Source organism: Thermotoga petrophila RKU-1 (assembly GCF_000016785.1).
GTDB classification, from domain to species: domain Bacteria; phylum Thermotogota; class Thermotogae; order Thermotogales; family Thermotogaceae; genus Thermotoga; species Thermotoga petrophila.
Genome location: NC_009486.1, coordinates 854,124 through 874,829 on the forward strand (window position 1 = coordinate 854,124; position 20,706 = coordinate 874,829).

The 20,706-nt window shown below is 46.7% G+C and carries 18 protein-coding genes and 1 riboswitch; of the genes, 9 read left to right on the forward strand and 9 right to left on the reverse strand.

What is annotated here, in order from left to right:
* Positions 1–30 precede the first annotated feature (30 nt).
* From flgM to TPET_RS04330, 8 genes are all read left to right on the forward strand, one after another.
* Complete coding sequence (gene flgM / locus TPET_RS04295) at positions 31–309, forward strand: flagellar biosynthesis anti-sigma factor FlgM (protein ID WP_011943425.1); 279 nt, start codon at positions 31–33, stop codon at positions 307–309.
* A complete protein-coding gene (locus tag TPET_RS04300; RefSeq protein ID WP_011943426.1) occupies positions 306–752 on the forward strand; it encodes a flagellar protein FlgN in 447 nt (148 codons plus the stop codon). Before flgM ends, TPET_RS04300 begins: the two co-directional genes overlap by 4 nt.
* Positions 753–754: 2 nt before the next feature.
* Positions 755–3,331: a flagellar hook-associated protein FlgK gene (gene flgK, locus TPET_RS04305; RefSeq protein WP_011943427.1), complete on the forward strand. Its 2,577-nt coding sequence runs from the start codon at positions 755–757 to the stop codon at positions 3,329–3,331.
* A gap of 5 nt (positions 3,332–3,336) precedes the next feature.
* Entirely contained in the window at positions 3,337–4,251 is a 915-nt protein-coding gene (flgL, locus tag TPET_RS04310; protein ID WP_011943428.1) for a flagellar hook-associated protein FlgL, read from the forward strand.
* A 4-nt stretch (positions 4,252–4,255) separates the two neighbouring features.
* Positions 4,256–4,705, forward strand: coding sequence for a flagellar assembly protein FliW (gene fliW / locus TPET_RS04315; RefSeq protein ID WP_011943429.1), 450 nt, complete (start codon positions 4,256–4,258; stop codon positions 4,703–4,705).
* Positions 4,706–4,715: 10 nt separating this feature from the next.
* Positions 4,716–4,900, forward strand: a riboswitch (cobalamin riboswitch).
* A 53-nt stretch (positions 4,901–4,953) separates the two neighbouring features.
* Positions 4,954–5,847, forward strand: coding sequence for a cobalamin-binding protein (locus TPET_RS04320; protein ID WP_065212821.1), 894 nt, complete (start codon positions 4,954–4,956; stop codon positions 5,845–5,847).
* Positions 5,844–6,812 carry a FecCD family ABC transporter permease gene (locus TPET_RS04325; protein ID WP_011943431.1) on the forward strand — a complete coding sequence of 323 codons (969 nt, stop codon included), beginning with the start codon at positions 5,844–5,846 and terminating at the stop codon, positions 6,810–6,812. The genes TPET_RS04320 and TPET_RS04325 overlap by 4 nt, the downstream gene beginning before the upstream one ends.
* A 1-nt stretch (position 6,813) precedes the next feature.
* On the forward strand, positions 6,814–7,584 hold the full coding sequence (locus TPET_RS04330; protein ID WP_011943432.1) for an ABC transporter ATP-binding protein: 771 nt from the start codon (positions 6,814–6,816) through the stop codon (positions 7,582–7,584).
* Here TPET_RS04330 and axeA read toward each other — a convergent pair.
* The 7 genes from axeA to TPET_RS04365 form a co-directional block, all read right to left on the reverse strand.
* Positions 7,567–8,544, reverse strand: a complete 978-nt coding sequence (axeA, locus tag TPET_RS04335; protein WP_011943433.1) for a cephalosporin-C deacetylase — start codon at positions 8,542–8,544, stop codon at positions 7,567–7,569. The two genes, TPET_RS04330 and axeA, sit on opposite strands and share 18 nt — an antisense overlap.
* Positions 8,545–8,550: 6 nt before the next feature.
* Positions 8,551–10,887 (reverse strand): glycoside hydrolase family 3 N-terminal domain-containing protein, encoded by a 2,337-nt coding sequence (locus tag TPET_RS04340; RefSeq protein WP_011943434.1) that lies wholly within the window; start codon positions 10,885–10,887, stop codon positions 8,551–8,553.
* Positions 10,888–10,928: 41 nt separating this feature from the next.
* A complete protein-coding gene (locus TPET_RS04345) occupies positions 10,929–11,891 on the reverse strand; it encodes an ABC transporter ATP-binding protein (RefSeq protein WP_011943435.1) in 963 nt (320 codons plus the stop codon).
* Positions 11,878–12,885, reverse strand: a complete 1,008-nt coding sequence (locus TPET_RS04350; protein ID WP_011943126.1) for an ABC transporter ATP-binding protein — start codon at positions 12,883–12,885, stop codon at positions 11,878–11,880. The genes TPET_RS04345 and TPET_RS04350 overlap by 14 nt, the downstream gene beginning before the upstream one ends.
* Position 12,886: 1 nt before the next feature.
* Positions 12,887–13,741, reverse strand: a complete 855-nt coding sequence (locus TPET_RS04355) for an ABC transporter permease (protein WP_004082583.1) — start codon at positions 13,739–13,741, stop codon at positions 12,887–12,889.
* Between the two features lie 16 nt (positions 13,742–13,757).
* Positions 13,758–14,765 (reverse strand): ABC transporter permease, encoded by a 1,008-nt coding sequence (locus tag TPET_RS04360; RefSeq protein WP_011943436.1) that lies wholly within the window; start codon positions 14,763–14,765, stop codon positions 13,758–13,760.
* A gap of 73 nt (positions 14,766–14,838) precedes the next feature.
* A complete protein-coding gene (locus TPET_RS04365; RefSeq protein ID WP_011943437.1) occupies positions 14,839–16,716 on the reverse strand; it encodes an ABC transporter substrate-binding protein in 1,878 nt (625 codons plus the stop codon).
* A gap of 220 nt (positions 16,717–16,936) precedes the next feature.
* Here TPET_RS04365 and xynB point away from each other — a divergent pair, with 220 nt between their 5' ends.
* A complete protein-coding gene (gene xynB, locus TPET_RS04370) occupies positions 16,937–17,980 on the forward strand; it encodes a xyanlase XynB (RefSeq protein ID WP_011943438.1) in 1,044 nt (347 codons plus the stop codon).
* A gap of 21 nt (positions 17,981–18,001) precedes the next feature.
* Here xynB and uxuA read toward each other — a convergent pair whose 3' ends face one another.
* Positions 18,002–19,084: a mannonate dehydratase gene (uxuA, locus tag TPET_RS04375; RefSeq protein ID WP_011943439.1), complete on the reverse strand. Its 1,083-nt coding sequence runs from the start codon at positions 19,082–19,084 to the stop codon at positions 18,002–18,004.
* Positions 19,081–20,700 carry a D-mannonate dehydrogenase UxuB gene (uxuB, locus tag TPET_RS04380; protein WP_011943440.1) on the reverse strand — a complete coding sequence of 540 codons (1,620 nt, stop codon included), beginning with the start codon at positions 20,698–20,700 and terminating at the stop codon, positions 19,081–19,083. The genes uxuA and uxuB overlap by 4 nt, the downstream gene beginning before the upstream one ends.
* Between the last annotated feature and the right edge of the window lie 6 nt (positions 20,701–20,706).

A 20,706-nucleotide genomic window follows, 5' to 3' on the forward strand; every position in this document is an offset into this window, starting at 1 on the left:
CGATAATATTATACGGAAGGAGGTGAGGGAATGATAGACAGAATAAACGGACCGGGAGATATAAATCCTATCGAAGGAATAAAGAAGCCTTCTGTAGAAAAATCAAAGGAGAAGAGGAAAAAGGAAAGCACCGATAATGTTGAGCTTCGGCACGTCGAAGATGTCAGAAAATTCGCTGAAGAGGCGAAAAACATATCAACTGTCCGCGAGCAGCTGGTAGAAGAGCTGAAAAAGGCCATAGAGAGTGGAAATTACTTCGTCGATACTGAAAGGCTTGCCCGAAAAATTCTGGAGGAGCTGTCCGAATGAGAGAGGAATTGAAGAGGGTTCTCACAGAGAAGATAAGACTCATGGAGAATATGAGAAATCTTCTGGAAGAAGAACTGGAAGCGATTGTAAATAAGGACTTCGAACGTCTTGAAAGCATCCTGCCGCACATTGAGGAGCTTTCCGTTTCGATGGAAACCTGCAACGAAATATTGAAATCTTCACTGGAATCACACGGAAATGGCACAAAGCTCATCGATCTTCTGGAAATCTACAAGGACGATGAAGAAATGCTTTCAGAGCTAAGGAGTTTCTTTGAAACGCTGAACAAGTTGGTCTTCGAGATAGAAAAGTTAAAACAGGCAATAGGTTTTCATTTGAATTACATAGATTTTGTGTTCAATCTTCAAAGGAATGAACTCACCTACAATCGAAATGGATCCTTCGATAGAGATGGTCCTTCTATGTTCACCGGGAGGTCCTGATTATGCCTGATATGTCCATGTTTGGAATACTCAACACGGCGCTCACAGGAATACACGCGCACAAGCTGGCGATGAACGTTGTGGGGCACAACATCGCGAATGCCAGCACACCCGGTTACTCGAGACAGAGACCAGTCATAGAGGCGAATCCCCCCATTCCCCTCACTACCCTGACACAGCCTTCTTTTCCCTTGCAGATGGGAACCGGTGCAAAGGTTAAAACGATTGTGAGGTTGAGAGATGCCTTCCTCGACGTGCAGTACAGACAGGTGAACAACAGATACAACTACTGGGACACTGTCCTTTCTAACCTTCACTTCATAGAGCAGCTTCTGGCAGAGCCAGGTGAAGATGGTGTAAGAAGCCTTGTGGACAACTTCTGGAACGCTTTCAAAGAAGTCATGTCCGACCCCAGTAGCACAGCCTCGAAGGCGGAGGTTGTTTCCAGAGCACAACAGATGGTTTCTCAGATAAAAGATCTCTACGGAAGACTGGAGCAGCTCAGAGAAGATATAGACGATGAGATCGTTCAGAGAGTGTCCGAGATAAACCAGATGATAAAAAGACTGGCAGATCTCAACAACAAGATCAGAACCAGCATGATGCTCAACTCTCCACCGAACGACCTTCTCGATGAAAGAGACAGGATCCTTGACGAGCTCTCCAATCTTGCGAATATCAACTACACCGAAGCGGAGGACGGACAGATTACCCTGAGGATAGGAAATCAGATCGTTTTGAACGGTTCTACTTATAGAGAACTCAGGGCACTGGAGAGACCTTACGGAAAAGGATACCATGAGCTCTTCGTTGGAAACTCTCAGTTGATTCTCTCGGATGGGAAGCTGAAAGCGTTGATGGATCTGAGGGATTCCAGCATAGTGAAGTACATGAGAAAACTCGATGAATTCGTGCTTTTTATAACGGACTCATTGAATCTTGTTCACAGGGATGGTTTTGAGTCGAACGGAGTGACAACGAACCTCAACTTCTTCAAGAAAATTGAGGCCTTCAGCGATGATCCTTCCATCTTCAGAATCAAAGGAAGTAGAAAGCTCGAGATGGGACCTTACCACACTGTAACAGGAATTCATTCCGCAAGCAGCCAAGTTGAAATAGAAGGAAGACGCTTCAACTCTGATGACATCGTTCTCTCTTTCGGTGGTGGCTCATCGAACGTTTTGAACGTCTCGGCTGGAACGACCATTGGTGACCTCGTTGGTTCGTGGAACCTGCTCGGTACCTCTCTTAGGGTGGGTTCACATGCGGGAGGATACAGACTTTACCTGGAGGACAGCACCGGTTCTTTGAGGAACAAGCTTTTCCTCTCACTGGGGGATTCTCTATCGCAGATGGGATTCGACACCGAGACAAAAGGGTATATAACCATAAAAGAATCCGACCTTTCCGGGTTGTCTTCCGGTGTTTACAACATAAACGTGGAGTACACTCTTGAAGATGGCACAAGGCAGACAGAAACAATCAGCGTGGATCTTTCTTCCGGGGTGAACCTTTCGAATATAGAAGCTTCCATAAATTCTTCTTCGCATCTGAGGGCGCAGATTTACGCGGATCCATCCACTGGAGAAAACATGCTTGTGATCGTTCCAGATGAGCAGCTCAATTTCGATCCTTCAGCTGTCAAGGTGTTGAGTGACGATGACTTCTTCACGGAGTCTAACGCGTTCGTGAGAAATTACGAGGTGCTGAAATACAAAGACACTCTGGAAAACATTTTCTACGGTCAAACCGGTTTTGACCCAACAAGGCCTTTCACGATCACTATTAACTCCACGGATATAGAAATAGATCCAGCTGTGGACACTCTGGAAACACTCGTTGAAAAGATCAACGAAAAGAACACGGGAGTTCTCGCGGATTTGACGCCCCATCATTCGCTCGTCTTCAGGGCGTCGTCACTCTACGATTTCGATCTCAGAATGATGGAAATAAAAGGTCCGCAGGGTTTTTTCGAAGCCGTCGGATTTGTTGATCCAGACGGTGATCCCAATACTTTTGACTGGAGCTCTTCCTTCACCCTGGTTTCAAAATCTGACGATTTCACAACGTTGAGCGAACGTTTCAAGGTTGCGGACATTCTGACTTTCGACAGGGCACCGTACGATGAACCCTTGAACATCGTCAATCAGTTCGAGGTGAGTTCTTCTCTCGCTGCGAACCCGGCAAACCTCGCGGTCGATGTGGGATACGCTCTGGAAAATTCCGACTGGAACGCGACGAGTATCAAACCTTCGGGTGGAGCCAATCCAGAGCTTCTTGAAACCATACAGAATCTTTACACCAGAAAGATATTATCGAACGGCAAGGAGAGTTTCTACGAGTTCTTCGGCGGTGTGGTCTCGGAGCTCGGTGTGGAGGCGGAGACTGCCAGCAATCTCAAGAACAACACGGAAATCCTCAGACAGGAGATCGACAATGCCCGTGAAGAAGTGAAGGGAGTCTCTCTCGACGAGGAGATGGCAAACATGATAAAGTATCAGCACGCGTTCAGCGCTGCTGCCAAAGTCATCACCGCTGTCGATCAGATGATACAGACCGTGATCAACATGGTGGGGTGATCTGAATGAGGGTTACAAACAAAATGATCAGTGATAGGGTGCTGTTCAACATACAGACGAGTTTGAAAAGAATAGCGAAGCTCCACGATCAACTCTCTTCGGGATACAAGGTGAGGTATCCGAGTGACGATGCCGTCGTTGCGAAGAGGGCCAGTGACATTCTGACGAGAAAGAGGGAACTCGAGCAGTTTCAAAGAAGCGTGGATCATGTTCAAACTTACGTGAACGCGTACGACAGTGCCCTTCAAACCGTTTCCTCCATTACTCAAAGACTCAGAGAACTGCTGGTTAGAGCAGCGAATGGGACTCTTTCGAAAGCAGAGAGAGAGGCTATAGCAGAGGAGATCGATAAAATCAAAGAGAATCTGGTGGAAGTGGCGAACACAAGAATAGGGAACGAGTACATCTTTTCTGGATACGATGTTTTCAGTCAGCCGGTCGAAAACGAAAACGGCACCTGGAAGATCTCGACACTTCCGGCCTCAGATAAGAGTCGCTCTATTCTGGTGCTGGGACATTCCATTGATTACGGTGTCACAGCCAGTGAGGTTTTTGAACTGGACAGCGGAAAGAATGTGTTCCAGATGCTTGAGGAGGTTTCTGCCACTCTTCGTTCCAATCTCAACGAAACTCAGATATCGGAGCGTGTGTCGAACGTTTTCTTGAAGGAATTATCCTACTTCGAAGAGCGTATAACCAGAACAATAGGAGAGGTCGGTGGTGTGAGCAGGTTCATCGATATGGTGAACTCGAGGGTGCAGGATCTCGATTTCTTCTTCACCGAGTACCTTTCAAAAGAGAGAGATGCAGACATCACAGAACTCGTGACGGATCTTGCTATGCAGCAGTTGGTTCTTGAAGCTGCTTTGAAATCGGCCAGTCGAGTGCTTCAGGCGACCCTGGTAGACTTCGTGAGGTGATAACGTGGTTTACAAAACCAAACTCGGAGAGATGGAAATTTCGGATGAAAGTATCTTCACGTTCGAAAAAGGAATTCCCGGATTCGAACATCTGCGAAAGTTCGCGCTCGTTTTTCCTCAGGAAACCTTTCCCATAGGATGGCTGCTTTCACTCGAGGATCCGGAAGTGGGACTTCCCGTTGTGGATCCAAAGCTCGTGAGAGCCGATTACGACCCTGTAGTGCTAAGTGAGGATCTCGAGGAGATCGAAGCCGAAAATCAGGAAGCGCTCCTTTTCTTCTGTGTGTTAACGATTCCCCCAGGGAAACCGGAAAAGACCACGATAAATCTCAGGGCACCGATAATTTTGAATCAAAAGAAAAAGAAGGGAATTCAAACGATACTGGAGAACGAAGATTACCAGTTGAGACACCTTCTTTCCGAAGAGATGGAGCGTTCAAAGACTGTGGTATGATCTTCAAATAGAAGCCTCCCTCACCGTGCGGTACCCTTCGGGGTTCAAAGGGGAAGCCGGTGGAAATCCGGCGCGGGGCCGCCACCGTGACCGGGGACGAAACCCGCAGAACGCCACTGGGGCGATCACCCTGGGAAGGTGCGGGGAGTAGGATGATCCGGAAGCCGGGAAACCCGCCCGCGGTGAAGGGAAACCACCTTCCTCGGCACCAGGAAGGTGGGAATATTCTTTTTCAGGGAGGGATGGAAGTGTTCAGAAAACTGGTTTCTTTGATTCTTCTTTTTGTCACCGCTGTTGCGCTCGCCGTAACGGTTGTGGACGATTCTGGAAGAGTGGTGGAGATCACATCCGCACCCGAAAGGGTGGTCAGTCTGTCTCCCGCCGCAACGAGGTTTCTTGTGTTCCTCGGCCTGGAAGACAAAATCGTTGGAGTCACCGATTACGACAGCTACGAAGCCGAAAGAGTCGGTGCGATGGTTCCTGCGAACATCGAAAAGGTGGTGAGTCTGAATCCCGATCTCGTTCTGATGTTCGGCGGATTTCAGCTTCCCGAAGTTCCAAAACTTGAGGAAGCAGGTTTAAAGGTCCTTGTTGTGAATCCGAATTCTCTCAACGACATCATCAGAGACGTGGTCCTTCTTGGAACGATCTTTGATCGTCGAGACCTTGCCCTGGAGAAATCGGAAAAGCTGAGAGAGAAAATGCTTGAGATAGGAAAGAAGACCTACAACGTTCCTCCATCGAAGCGTCCCAAGGTACTCTACCTGATCTCATCTCCCGGTCCTGATGTGAAGGATATCTGGACGTGTGGAATGGGATCCTATCTCAACGAGATCATCTCTCTGGCGGGCGGGGTGAACATTGCTTCCGGAATCGCAGGGCCGAACGGCTGGCCACAGCTTTCTCTTGAGTATGTTGTGTCTCAAAATCCTGATGTGATAATAGTTGGAGTTTACATCTCTGGAACGGAGAACGAAGAGATAAAGAAAATACTCAATTTTGAACCTTTCAAAGAAATAAACGCAGTGAAGAACAAAAGGGTCTTTGCAGTGGATGGAAACGTGGCCTCTCAACCTTCTCCCGATGTGTTTGAACTCCTCGATTTGTTCTATGAATTTTTCTACGGAGGAAAAGGTGAGTGAGAAAACTCGTTTTTCCGATACTGATACTCAGTTTTCTTCTTGGAATCTTCTTTGGAAGTGTGCCTCTGGACCCCCTTGAAGTGCTGGGGGTCCTCTTTGGTTTGAAAGAAAACCCCGGGGTCGAAAGGATTCTTTCTCTCAGAATTCCAAGGGTTCTGGCAAGTTTTCTGGTTGGAGCCGGTCTTTCGATCGTGGGAAATTCGTTTCAGAATCTTTTGAAGAATCCTCTTGTTGATCCGTATCTCCTTGGAATCTCCTCGGGTGCATCTTTCGGTACCGTTGTGTCGTTTTACCTCGCTGAAATCTTCGGAATCTCCTGGATATACAGAATTCCACTTCTCAGCTTTGGTTTCTCTATGATAGCGTCACTCTTGACCCTTCTCATTGCAAGGAAAGAGGGCCGCTTTCCGGTAACAACCATCGTGCTTTCTGGAGTGGTGGTAAGCACGTTGTTCAGCTCTCTCACTTACATGACGATCGTTCTTTTGAAAAGGAATGTGACCACCATTTCTATGTGGCTCTTTGGAAGCTTTTCAGGGAGCACGTGGGAGGATGTTCTCTTCTACCTGGTGGTAGTCATCCCGTTTCTACTTTACTCTTTGATCTTCTCCAAACATCTGAACGCCATGGCGCTTGGAGAAGAAGAGGCCTTCGTTCTCGGAGTCAACGTTGAGAGATTGAAAGTTGTCACTTTTCTTTTTGGGAATCTCATCACGGCATTTCTCGTCTCCAGAAGCGGTGTTATCGGTTTCGTCGGTCTCATAGTTCCTCACATCTCTCGCTACCTTGTTGGCCCAAATTTTCTGAAGTCCGTCCTTTCAAGTTTGATTGTGGGAGGAGTTCTCCTTACACTATGCGACACGGCAGCCAGAACCTTCTTTTCTCCCACGGAGCTTCCAGTCGGCGTTGTAACGGCGTTGATTGGAGCACCTTTCCTTGCTTTCCTCATGAAAAGAGGTGTGTGAAGTGGAGATTGTAAGGATTGAAAATTTGTTCTTCCAATACAGAGGCGGATTCTCTCTGAAAAACATAAACCTTTCTGTGAAAAAAGGGGAGTTTTTCGGCATCGTCGGACCGAACGGCTCCGGAAAGACTACTCTTTTAAAGATCCTTGTGGGGATTTTTCGTCCTCAGAAAGGAACGGTTCAGCTCCTCGGTAGGATACCGTGGGAGACTTCGAGAAAAGAGATGGCGAAGATAGTAACCCTCGTTTCTCAGGATTTCTTTCCCTCCTACGACTTCACTGTAAAAGAGATAGTCGAAATGGGACGGCTTCCACACTTGAGTCTTCTGAGTGGAACGTCCAGAAAGGATGAGGAGATAGTCCTGAAAAGTCTGAAGCTAACCGGAACACTGAAATTTGTCGACAGAAACTTCTGGACATTGAGCTCTGGAGAGCGTAGAAAGGTTGTGCTATCGAAAGCGATTGCGCAGGACACGGAAATCCTGCTCATCGATGAACTCACAGCCCATCTGGATTACAACAACGTGAGTCTTGTGGGAAACGTGTTGAAAAGGTTGAAAGAATCGGGAAAAACCATCATCTCCGTTTTCCACGACATAAACGTGGCATCTGCTCTGTGTGATCGAATAGGCGTTATGAAAAACGGTGAGATGATAAAAACCGGAGCACCCCCAGAGGTGGTGACCGAAGAGGTGCTCCGGAATACGTTCGAAACGGAATTCGTGGTACTCGAACATCCTGTCACAGGAAGACCGCTAGCCTTTCTCAAATAGTCTCTTCAAGAATTTCACCTGTTCAATTGCCTGGAAAGAGCCTCCTCCCTCGTGGTTGTTGTACGGATAGATTCTGATTTCCTTCGGCCCAGCGTAGTGATTGTAGGCAGCAAAAACCGTTGAAGGAGGACAAATGTTGTCCATGAGACCCACAGAAAACAGCGCAGGGATCTTCGCTCTGACTGCGAAGTTCACTCCATCGAAATAGGAAAGAGTCCTGAACACGATTTCTTCCTTGTCCCTGTGGGTCTTTAGAAAGTTCGTGATCTCCGCGTATGGATGCGTATCCACAAGCTGCACTGCCCTTCTGAAGTGACACAGAAACGGCACATCGCACAGAAGAGCCTTTGCTTTCTTTGAGAGAGCGCTCACCGCAAGGGCTATTCCGCCACCCTGACTGCCTCCAGCTATCACGATTCTTTCGTGATCTACCCGAGGAAAAGAAGCAGCGGCTTCAACGGCTCTGACAGCGTCCGTGAAGACTCGTCTGTAGTAGTAAGTTCTGGGATCCAGTATTCCTCTTGTCATGAATCCTGGATACTGAGGGTCAACGGGATCCTCAGGGTAATCCGGTGTATCTCCTTTCATCCAGCCGCTTCCCTGTCCTCGAGTATCCATGACGAAACATATGTAACCCATAGAAGGCCAGAACAGCCAGTCGTGAGGGAATCCTCTTCCACCGTTGTATCCTATGTACTGCACAACGCAGGGAAGTTTTTCTTCTTCCAGTTTTGGAACAAGGAGCCACCCCTTGATCCTCTGTCCCATGTATCCGGAGAAAGTTACATCGTACGCTTCGACTGTTTTGAGGTGAGACTCCATCCTCTCGAAGACGGGGTCTAAGGGGAACTTTTCGTTCTCTGCGAGTGTCCCTTCCCAGAACTCATCGAAGTCTTTCTCTTCGTACCGCTCTGGACGATATTTCTTCAGTTCTTCGAGTGGTAAATCGAAAAAGGCCATCTTTTATCACTCCTCGCAGGCTTCCGTGAAGAATTTCCTCATTCCCACCACTTCTCTTTTTTCACCGACCACAGTGAAGGAACCAGTGAGTCTGATGTCTTCAGAAGAGCTTCCTACCATCACTTTGAATTCACCCGGTTCGACCACGAGTTTCATGTCTCTGTCGTAGTAGGCGAGCACGTCCATGTGAAGCCTGAACACGACAGTCTTCTTCTCTTTCGCCTTCAAAGAAACCCTCTTGAAGCCCTTCAGCTCTTTCACAGGCCTTGTGACGCTCGCAAACTCACGACCGATGTAAAGCTGAACCACCTCGTCTCCGTCTCTGTCTCCAGTGTTTTCCACGTCCACCTTTATCACCACCTCACCGGCCGGTGGCACTTCCTTCGGCTCGATCCGGAGGTTGCTGTACTCGAACTTCGTGTAAGACAAACCGTGCCCAAACGGGAAAAGAGGCTTTGTGCTCTCGTCTACGTAGTCTCCGTGCCAGTGAGACCTTCCTCCGGAGGGTTTGACGTAGTGGAAGACAGGAATCTGACCAGCGCTTCTTGGGAAACTGATCGGGAGTTTTCCAGAGGGATTCACCTTTCCGTAGATGATGTCAACGATCGCTCTTCCTCCCGCCTCCCCCGGAAGCCACACCTGAAGGATGGCGTTCACCTTGTCGACGACGTTTTTGAGTGAGTAGGGTCTTCCCGTGATGAGGACAAGAACGACGGGTTTTCCTGTCTTTGCGACTTCGAGGACGAGTTCTTCCTGGACTCCTGGAAGCTTGAGGTTTGCCATGTCTCTGGACTCACCGGTTGTGCAATCAAGGGTGAGTCCAGATTTGTCTCCTACGACAACGATGGCAACGTCGGATTTCTTTGCAATTTCTATCGCCTCTTCGAAGCCGCTTCTGTCTTCCCCTGTCACTTCACAGCCCTTTGCGTATTCGAATTCGATCCCTTCTTCTTTGAAGGCGTCGAGAACACTCGGAATACTCTTCATATGTTCTTCTATGCTCTTCTTCAGTCTTTCGTAGTTTTCTCTCGGGATCTGAGGATTTCCAAAGACATCGTCTATGTTGTCGAGGAGAGCCCTTATGTGTGCAAGATACATGTAATCTCCGAGGAGATTTCTCACCTCACCCGCGTTCGGTCCGATCAGGGCAACTTTTTTGTTTTTCTGAAGAGGCAAAATTCCATCATTCTTGAGAAGGATAATGGATTTCCTTGCTATATCGAGTGCGATGTCTTTGTGGCTTTCTATTTTCGCTTTTTCCACCTCAACGTAGGGATTCTCGAAGAGTCCGAGCATGAACTTCAGCCTCAGCACCCTGGCGACTGCCTCGTCGATCAAAGCTTCGGAGATGATGCCTTTTTCAACAAGGTCTTTCAAATATTGATAACATTCTGTCTTCGGAAGTTCAACATCTATCCCCGCTTCGAGCGCGAGTCTTGCGGCTTCTGACTTATCCCTTGCTATTCTGTGATAATCTTCCAGAACTTTCACAGCGAAATAGTCAGAAACGACGATTCCTTTGAACCCCCAGTCTTTTCTGAGAATGTCTGTGAGGAGTTTCCTGTTCGCTGCACATGGGACACCGTCTATCTCGCTGTAGGAGTTCATCACAGAAAGCACATTCGCTTCTTTAACAGCCGCTTCGAACGGAAAGAGAAAGACCTCTTTGAATTCCCTCTCCGGAATGTTCGTTGGGGCCCAGTTCTTTCCGCCTTCAGAAGCGCTGTATCCGGCGAAGTGTTTCACTGTGGCAACGACACCTTTTTTGATATCCTCACCTTGGAGGCCTTTTACGTAAGAGACTCCCATCCTCGCCACCAGGTAGGGAGATTCTCCGAACGTTTCTTCCGTTCTTCCCCACCTCGGGTCTCTTGCGACATCCAGAACGGGTGCGAGACCCTGATGTGCTCCTATCTTTCTCATATCCTCTCTGATGGCGGTGGTCATTTTTTCTATGAGATCCGGATCCCATGTACTCGCCATTGCTATTGCCTGAGGGAAGTTGGTTCCTCCAAGTCCCATGTAACCGGTGAGACATTCCTCGTGTATCATCGCAGGAATTCCAAGGCGTGTTTCTTCCACGAGAAATCTCTGTATTTCGTTCACAAGTTCCGCGGCTTCTTGAGGTTCAAGGTTCGTCGATCCACCGGGCCTCGTGACCTGACCAATACCATTTTTGAGGAGTTCTTTTGCTTTTTCTCTACTGAACTTTCCTCTCTCGTCTATCAGTTCGTAACCCCAGACAGACCCAAGCTGGGCTGCTTTCTCTTCCAGCGTCATTCTGGAAAGAAGATCTCTCACTCTCACTTCAATGGGTTGCGAAGGATCCCTGTACAGTTCCATATTTTTCCCTCCTCATCTGTTATTGAAACCATGAAGGTGGATCATCTGTACAACCAGCATTTCACCTGCACACCATCTACTTCAAAATACGGAGGAGGCTCCTTTCTGCATATATCCATGACCTTTGGACATCTTCCTGCGAACTTGCAGCCCTGTCTCAGATACTCTGCCTGCTCTGTCTCGGACAGTTTTATCCTGATGTCCCACTTTTTCTTCGGATCCGGTTCTGGAACGGATTCCCTCAAAAGCTGGGTGTATGGATGCTTTGGTTCCATGAGAACTTTCTCTGCGGGTCCCAGTTCCACTATGTTTCCTCTGAACATGACGGCGATTCTGTCAGAGACGTAGTAGGCCGTTGTGAGATCGTGGGTGATGTAGAGCACGCTCACACCGTACTGTTCTTTGAGATCCTTGAAGAGGTTCACGATCGACATTCTCAAAGAAGCGTCGACCATCGAGACAGGTTCGTCTGCAACGAGAAGAGAAGGATTCGTGAGAAGTGCCCTTGCGATGGAAATTCTTTGAAGCTGACCTCCCGAGAACTCACTTGGGTACTTCTCGGAGAATTCTTCAAAGGAGATACCGACTGCGGAGAGTTTCTCTTTGATGATCTCTTCTGCCTTCTTTTTTGTATCCGCTATGCCAAGGTTGAAGAGTGTCTCATAGAAGTACCTGTCCACCTTCCTGAGGGGGTTGAACGTGGAGAACGGATTCTGGAAGACTGCCTGTATTTCTTTTAGAAGCTCTCTTCTTTCCTTTTCGTTCTGATGCACACGATCGATCTTTCTTCCTTTGTAGATGATCTCACCGGAGGTGGGTTCTTCAAAGCCGAGGATGATCTTGGCGGTCGTGGTCTTTCCACAGCCGCTCTCTCCAGCGAGGGTGAAGATCTCTGCTTCTTTTATATCGAAGTTCACGTTATCCACAGCCACTATTCTCGTTCTGGAGAAGATGCTCCCTATGGTGAAGATCTTCGTCAGATTTTTTATCTCAAGAAGCGGCATTCTTTCCCTCCTCTACTAACCAGCATGCAACTCTGTGGCCCGGCAGGTATTCCTTGAGAGGGGGTACTTCTTTTTTGCACCTATCGAACGCATGTGGACATCTTGGATGGAAACTGCATCCTGGTGGAAGATCGGCGAGTGACGGAGGACTTCCAGGAGCGCTTTCTCTCCTTCCTTTGTCTCCAAACTTTGGAAGCGAGTAGATCAGATACTTCGTGTAGGGATGCAAGGGGTTTTCAAAGATCTCTTCTGTTTTCCCTTCTTCTATGATCTTTCCTGCGTACATGATTGCTATCCTGTCTGTCACGTTCGCATGAACCCCCATATCGTGTGTGACAAGGATGATGGTGTTCTGTCTTGAAGATTGTATCTCCTTGAGAAGCTGGATCACACCTCTCTGAGTCACAACGTCGAGAGCCGTCGTCGGCTCGTCCGCTATGATCACCTTCGGTGACAGAACGGTTGCAAGGGCGATCGTTACCCTCTGCCTCATTCCACCAGATAGCTGGTGTGGATAGGCGTTGAGAATTTCTATTGGAAGCCCCAGCTCTCTTATGTGTTCTTTTGCCATCTCGTACGCTTCTTCTTTCGTCTTTCCAGTCGTGTGGCTTTCTATGAAATCCTTGAAGGTCTCTTTTATCTTCACCACGGGATTGAGAACACTCATAGATCCTTGAGGAACGTAGGAAATGAAATTCCATCTGAGTTTTCTTCTCTCTTCATCGCTCAGAGAATAAACATCCACTTCTTTTCCGTTTTCTCTGTACAAGACCTTTCCTCCCACTATTCTCTGTGGTGGTTCTATTGCAGCAAAGAGAGCTCTCAAAAGAGTGCTCTTTCCACATCCGCTCTCTCCTGCGATACCGTATATCTCGTTCTCCATGATCGAAATGTTCACCTCGTCCACTGCTTTCACTACTCTCTTTTTTCCGAATATGTCCAGAATGTAATAAGACTTGAGATTTTCTGTTCTCAACACTTCCACCGCTATCACCTCATGCCTGTCCTATTCTCTGTATCCTCATCCTCGGATCCAGATACTCACTGATGCTGATGGAAATCAAGTACAGCGCTATGAACAAAAAGATAGACGTTAAAACAGGAGTCAGCACCCACCACCAGTATCCCAGTAGAAGGGCCTGGTAGTTTATCGACCATTGAAGCATGGTACCGAGTGTGGGTATGTCCAGGTTCGACACACCCAGTATCGCGAGTGTGATTTCCATTCCAATAGCCCAGGACATGTTACCTATGAGAGTGGCGAATATGAGCGGTATCAGAAACGGTAGATACTCTTTGAAAACGATCGAAAGAGCTTTTGATCCAGAGAGAAGAGCAGTGTAGGTGAAATCTCTTTCCCTCAAACTCAAAACCTGAGACCTGATCACTCTCGCATCCCATGCCCAACCAAAGACTCCAAGGAGAAGCCCAAGCATGGGAAGACTCAAACGTCCCTTTACAATAGAAGCAACCAGAACTATTATTATGAAAAGTGGTATCACAAGGAAAGAATCGCTGAGAAATGTCAGGACCCTATCTGCGGCTCCTCCTTTGTATCCGGCTATCATACCAACGATCATGGCTATGATTCTCGATACAAGTCCCGCGATCAGTGACATGACAAGTGAGTTTCTCACAGCGAAAGTGAGTTTCCAGAAAATGTCCTGTCCCATCGAGTTGGTTCCAAGTATGTGAGGCCAATGGGGTGGAAGATCCCTCGGGACCTGATTCCACAGGTACGGGTTGTACGGTGAAAAGAAAGACAGGATAGAGAGTGTCAAAAGTACCAGAAGAACTATGAAACCGAATCTGAAACGTGTATCTCTCAACAGATCCTTCAACACCTGCATTCTTTCCACTCCTTTTTCATCTGTATCTCACTCTCGGATCAAACAGTGGATAAAGCAGATCGATCACAAGTATACTGGTTGTAACGAGAAGTATGGAGAGGGTACTTATACCCATTAAGAGATTGTAATCACCCGTGAAAATGGCGTTGTAAAGAAGAGATCCAATACCGGGATAGGAGAACACGATCTCTGTGATCAAAGCACCTCCAAAGATCTGTCCCAGAGAGAGAGCAAGACCCGTTATCTGTGGTAACATAGCGTTTCTTATGACATATCTTCGAACGATTCTTCTTTCTTCTATTCCTCCCATCTTTGCGTATTTCACGTAGTCTTCTGTTTTCACACTTTGAACCACAAGCTTCATGGCTTGAAACCAGGAAAACACACCTATTAGAACTAAAGAAAGAGCTGGAAGGAAAGCGTGTTTTAGGAGTATCAGCAGGTTTTCCCAGCTGAAGGTGAACTGCATTCCTATTGCAAAACCTCCGCCGATTGGAAAGATGGGAAGTATATACGCAAGGAGGATCAAAAGTCCGAGTGCGAGGATGTAGTACGGCATCGGTCTTATCACCATCGCAATACCATCGAGAATCTTCACCCATTTTCTGTCAGAGAAGTATCCTGCGAGTCCTCCAAGAATGTTTCCTATGATCCAGGAAATGACAGTCGTTACAAACAAGAGCCAGGCAGTCCAGGGCAATGATTGTCTTATTAATTTCATCACAGGAGTTGGAAACTGAAAGTATGAAGGACCAAAATCGCCTTTTAAAAGTCTTTTCCAGAAGTTGACGTACTGATCCCACAGGCTTCCCTGCAAACCATAAAGTTCCTTGATCGTTTCCACAAGTTTGTCGAAGTACTCTGGATTCAAATTTCCTCCCTGTGTTATGAGTCGATCGATGTAAGCCTGTATAGGATCACTCGGAAGGAATCTCGGCAAGAAAAACACAATCGTTAAACCCACAAAAACCACGAGAAAGTAAGTTATCAATCTTGGAAGCAGGTATCTCCTTACAAAGCTCAAGGTATCTGCCCTCCTCTTCTCTTTAAAGGACCGGGGGTTGTCCCCCCGGCCCCCTGTTTGAAAGTATTTTACATCATTTTCTACCGGTTGGTTTCAGCTTCGGGAGCATGTACTTGAAGTTCGGCCAGTGCTGGTAGGGCTGCGAGTATGGATTTTCTGCTCCAGGATAATTCGTCCAGTAGTATTCATCCCATGCGATAACACCAGGATAGTTGAATGTCGGAACACTTGGAAGTCCTTCAACGATTATCTTAAGAGCTTCGGTACCGAGTTCTATGAGTTTTTGAGTGTTACCCCATGGTGTATTCTTGAGTTCTTCGATTATTTTGTCAAGCCTTGGGTCGGACCACCTGCAGTAATTACCCCATGTTGCATTTTCACCTATTGGAACAACGTACTCAGAATGGAATGGATAGAGTGTCCTGTAAAGGTCTGGATGACCACCCCAAGGTTCTGCGGCTGGCCATGCGGTGTGAACATCGAAGTTACCCTCCGAACCAAACGAGTTTGCATTTTCGGAAGTCTGAACGACCGCATCTATTCCGAATTTCTTCCACGCCTGGGAGAGAGCAAATGCGTTTCTGTAAGCAGGATCAGATGGATTGGTGGGGGCAATTATTGTTATCTGCCACAGATCTCCATTCGGCAGATGCCATTTTCCATTCTTATCTCTGTAGAATCCGTTCTTTTCCAGAAGTTTTGCTGCAACATCGGGGGCATACTTCCACCAACCAGGTCCGAAAGTTCTCTTAATTATTTCAGGATTATCAGGTACAGAATAGCCTCTCTTCTTTGCATATTCTGCTAACCTAAGGCCTGCTTCTGGATCGTATGGCTTGAATTTCTCTCCGTTTCCAAGATCGATTTCGTAATTTTTGAGCCAGTCTTCAAGCCTTGCGAAATACCAGTTGTAGTATGCGGTTGAAAGTGGTATGTGGATAGGCGAAAGCGTTACGGCACCATCGAAAGCGTTGGCAGCGTATTCAACAATATCAATTGCGAGTGTGAGTGCCCATCTAACTTCGATGTTGTTGAATGGCTCTTTCGCTGTGTTGAAGACAAATCCTGTCACACATGGATCGTTGTTTACAGTCCACGGGAAGTTTTTCCTCCAGGCTCTGGCTGTTTTGACTCTGTTGAGAACCGCTTTGAGCGCTTCTATCGTGAGGATTGCTTCGTCAAGCTGATGCTGTGCCATGGCAAGGACCTGTTTTTCCGGGGAACCGTAATCTATGAAGAGTACGTACTTGGGTTGTGGCATTCCAAAGAGCATACCAGTCGGTGTTCTGTCCCAGTCTTCTCTTCTCTGCCAGAGTGTCCAGTATCCTCCTGGATCGACAGAATGGAGCACGTATGGGCCGGTTCCAACGGGTGGATTGAATTCAAAGTTAACAGGATCTTCAACCTTTTCAAAAACGTGTTTTGGCATAGGTCTTATTCCGCCCCATCTGTCGAGGAAATAAGTGTGGAACCTGGCGTTTGGTCTCTTGAGTTTTATTTTCACGGTGTAGTCGTCCAATTTCTCGACGTTTTCAACCTCGTTGACCAGTTCCTGATGGTATCCAAACGCTGGAGTGCTCATGATTGTTTCGATTGTGAACACAACGTCATCCGCTGTGAATGGTTCTCCATCGCTCCAATATACACCTTTTCTGAGTTTGATGGTGAGTTCTGTGAAGTCAGAATTGTAGGTCGGGAGAGATTCGGCAAGTGCGTTTATGATCTCTCCAGTTGCGAAATCCACGTACCAGAGCGGTTCCAGAAGCAAGTTCTGAACACCCCTGTCCTGCCAAACCCATCCTGTCCACACGTTGAAGTTGGTGGGGTTGGCTGCTCTTCCGGTCAAAACCTGCGCAATGAAAGTCTCATTCCTCGGAATATTGGGTGGAAGCTGTGCAAAGAACAGACTGAACATGGAAACGACGAACAAAACTACAAGAAACTTCTTCATGAAAACTCACCTCCCTTGATTGTATGTTATATTTTTTTCCTTTCGGGAAATATTTTAATGTAAATCTCCGAGAAAATCAAGGTGCGTTTTTCTAGAATAATGGAGGTTATCTGCGTTTGTAAAAGATTATTTCAAAATATTGTCGTTTTTCTTCTTTTTTCTCTTTTTTCCTTTCTGGTATCATATTTTCGTTAAATCATAGGGAAGGAGGTTTCATGTTATGAAAATATTACCTTCTGTGCTGATCCTTTTGTTGGGATGTGTTCCGGTTTTCAGCTCTCAAAATGTATCTCTGAGAGAGCTCGCAGAAAAGCTGAACATCTATATTGGTTTTGCTGCAATCAACAACTTTTGGTCTCTTTCCGACGAAGAAAAGTACATGGAAGTTGCAAGAAGAGAATTCAACATCCTGACTCCCGAGAACCAGATGAAGTGGGATACGATCCATCCAGAAAGAGACAGATACAATTTCACTCCCGCTGAAAAACACGTTGAGTTTGCAGAAGAAAACAACATGATCGTGCATGGGCACACTCTTGTCTGGCACAACCAGCTTCCTGGATGGATCACTGGTAGAGAATGGACAAAGGAAGAACTTTTGAACGTTCTTGAAGACCACATAAAAACGGTGGTGTCTCATTTCAAAGGTAGAGTGAAGATCTGGGATGTGGTGAACGAAGCGGTGAGCGATTCTGGAACCTACAGGGAAAGCGTGTGGTACAAGACGATCGGTCCTGAATACATTGAAAAAGCGTTCAGATGGACAAAAGAAGCCGATCCAGATGCGATTCTCATCTACAACGACTACAGCATAGAAGAAATCAACGCAAAATCGAACTTCGTCTACAACATGATAAAAGAGCTGAAAGAAAAGGGAGTACCTGTAGATGGAATAGGATTTCAGATGCACATAGACTACAGAGGGCTCAATTATGACAGTTTCAGAAGGAATTTGGAGAGATTTGCGAAACTCGGTCTTCAAATATACATCACAGAGATGGATGTGAGAATTCCTCTCAGTGGTTCGGAAGATTATTACTTGAAAAAACAGGCCGAAATTTGTGCGAAGATCTTCGATATATGCTTGGACAACCCTGCGGTTAAAGCGATCCAGTTCTGGGGATTCACAGACAAATACTCCTGGGTTCCCGGCTTTTTCAAAGGGTACGGAAAAGCGTTGCTATTCGACGAGAATTACAATCCCAAGCCTTGTTATTACGCGATAAAAGAGGTGCTGGAGAAAAAGATAGAAGAAAGAAAATGAGGGGGCGATGCCCCCTTATTTTCAGCAGTATCTCTTTTTCATTTTGTCGATAGCTTCCCAGAGACCGAGAATGTAGGTTGCTCCGAGTGCCCTGTCGTAGAGTCCATAGCCGGGACGTGCCTTTTCACCCCAGATCAGTCTTCCATGATCAGGACGTATGTACCCTTCGTAGCCTATGTCATGAAACGCTTTCATCACTTCAAAGAGATCGTGAGAACCGCAGAAGGAAGGATGTGCAGTTTCGTAGAAACTCTTCTCACCGGTGAACTTCAGGTTTCTCACGTGTGCAAAGTGGATCCTGCCCATCTTTCCGAAGTATCTTATCATCTCAGGTATGTTGTTCTCAGGATTTGCTCCGAGTGATCCCATGCAGAACGTTATTCCGTTGTAGGGGCTGTCAACAGCTTTCAACATTCTCTCTATGTTTTCCTTGTTTGTTATAATCCTTGGCAGGCCAAAAATACTCCATGGTGGATCATCCGGGTGTATTGCGAGTTTCACATCGCATTCTTCACAAACGGGGATAACTCTTTCGAGAAAATAAACCAGGTTTTCGAAGAGTTTTTCTTCATCTACGTTCTTGTAGAGTTCGAAGGTTTCTCTCAGTTTCTCCAGTCTGTCCCATTCCCATCCTGGGAGGACGAAACCCTGAGAGCCCTCTTTCACTCGTTTTATGAGTTCGTCTGGTGTTACCCCTTCGATGAGACGGTGATCGTACTCCATCGTTTCAGAACCATCCGGGAGTTTTTTGTGTAGATCCGTTCTCATCCAGTCGAATACGGGCATGAAGTTGTAGCAGACTACCTTCACACCGGCCTTTGCCAGGTTTCTGATCGTTTCCTTGTAGTTCTCTATATACCTGTCCCTTGTGGGAAGACCCAGTTTTATGTCTTCGTGGACGTTCACACTCTCGATAACTTCGAGTTTCAATCCCGCTTTTTCAACGGTTTCTTTCAGCTTCATTATTTCCTCAAGTGGCCAGACTTCTCCCACAGGTATGTCAAACAGAGCTCCTACGACTCCTTCTACTCCTGGGATCTGACGTATTTGTTCCAGTGTCACGGTATCGTGTTTTTCACCATACCATCTGAAGACAAGCTTCATTCATTTTCCCTCCCAACGACTTCTTCGAGTGTTTTCCTCACAGCTCCCGGCCCTGTGATCATTTTCTTGAACAGTTCTTCTATTTTTTCTCCAAGTCCTACTTCGTACAGGTTCACTCTGAAAAGCTGCTGGCTGGAAAGGATCGGTTTCAGATGATCATCCGTGGATTCGGGATCGCCGAATTTTATCTTTGAAACGTAAGACCTCAGGTTCTCAAGAAGGGGATCTGGACTGAGCTGCATTTCTTTTCCTTCATCGTCTATTCCCATGAGGTATCTGCACCATCCCGCTATCACAAGTGGTATGTATTTCAGATTCCTTGGATCCAGATCTGGTCTTTCGTGGTATGCCTTTATAGTTTCGCCGAACCTGATAGGCATCTTTTGAGAGGTATCCGTTGCTATTCTCTGCGGTGTGTCTGGCAGATACGGATTGGGAAGTCTGATGTTTATCACTTCGTTCAAGAATTCTCTTGGATTTATGATACCAGGATCTACCGCAACTTTTATTCCCTCTTCTCCCACACCTTCTACAAGTTTTTTCAGGAGGGGGTCTTTCATTTCGTCTGCGATCTTTTTGTATCCCAGAAGGCAACCGAAGATGGCCAGCGCTGTGTGAAGAGGATTGAGACAGGTTGTCACCTTCATTCTTTCTGCCTTCTCAACAGTTTCTCTGTCTGTCAGAAAAACGTTCCTATCTGCTCCTTCGAGTTTTGGCCGGCCGTTCGGAAAGCTGTCTTCTATCACCAGATACTGAGCCCATTCCATGTTTACGAAAGGAGCGATGTGGGTCCTCTTGGATGTCACAAAGATTTCCATTCCCCCTATTCCAAGTTTTTCTAAGTGCTCTTTTATGAATTCTGAAGGACCCGGTACAATCTTGTCTATCATACTCCATGGGAAAGCAACGTCTTTTTCCAGATAATCAATGAAATCTTTTTCCACCAGACCGTTTTTAACCCACTCCTCGGAAATTCTTTTCACAGAGCTGTAGAGTTTTTCGCCATTTCTTGAGAAATTATCGAGGCTGAGAAGAGCGATAGGAAGTCTTCCTGCTTTGAATCTTTCGTAAAGAAGTGCAGCCACTTTTCCCATCGATGTTTGGGGTGAGACAGGACCGTTTTTCATGTCCTCCATCACCTGAGGAAAGAGGTTCCCGGCCTGATCTTCTATGTTGTAGCCTTTTTCTGTGATGGTGAGAGAAGCGAGCTGAAGAGAAGGATTTCTGAAGATTTCTTTTGCTCTTTCCCAGTCTGGATGCGAAGGATCTCCCTTGAGAGCTTCCATCACGCTCGCTATGATTCTCTTTTCAAAATCTCCGTCGGGTTTTATTGTGACCGCTATCGATAAATTGTCGTACGGTTTGTAAACTTTGTCTATGACTTCGTAGTCGAAGAGTTCTATCACATTGATTCCGGTGTCTTCCTTTCCCTCTTCGAGGAGATTCTGAAGCACTGCCGCAACGAATCCCCTGAATATGTTTCCACCACCGAAATGAACCCATTTCGGTTGTTCTTTTGTATTTTTCTCTACTTCGTCGAGATCGAAATACGGAGGCCTGACACCTATCTTTTCCCAAGCTGCTCTATCTTTTATCGTTTCCCTGTTGAGACGCACGTTTTC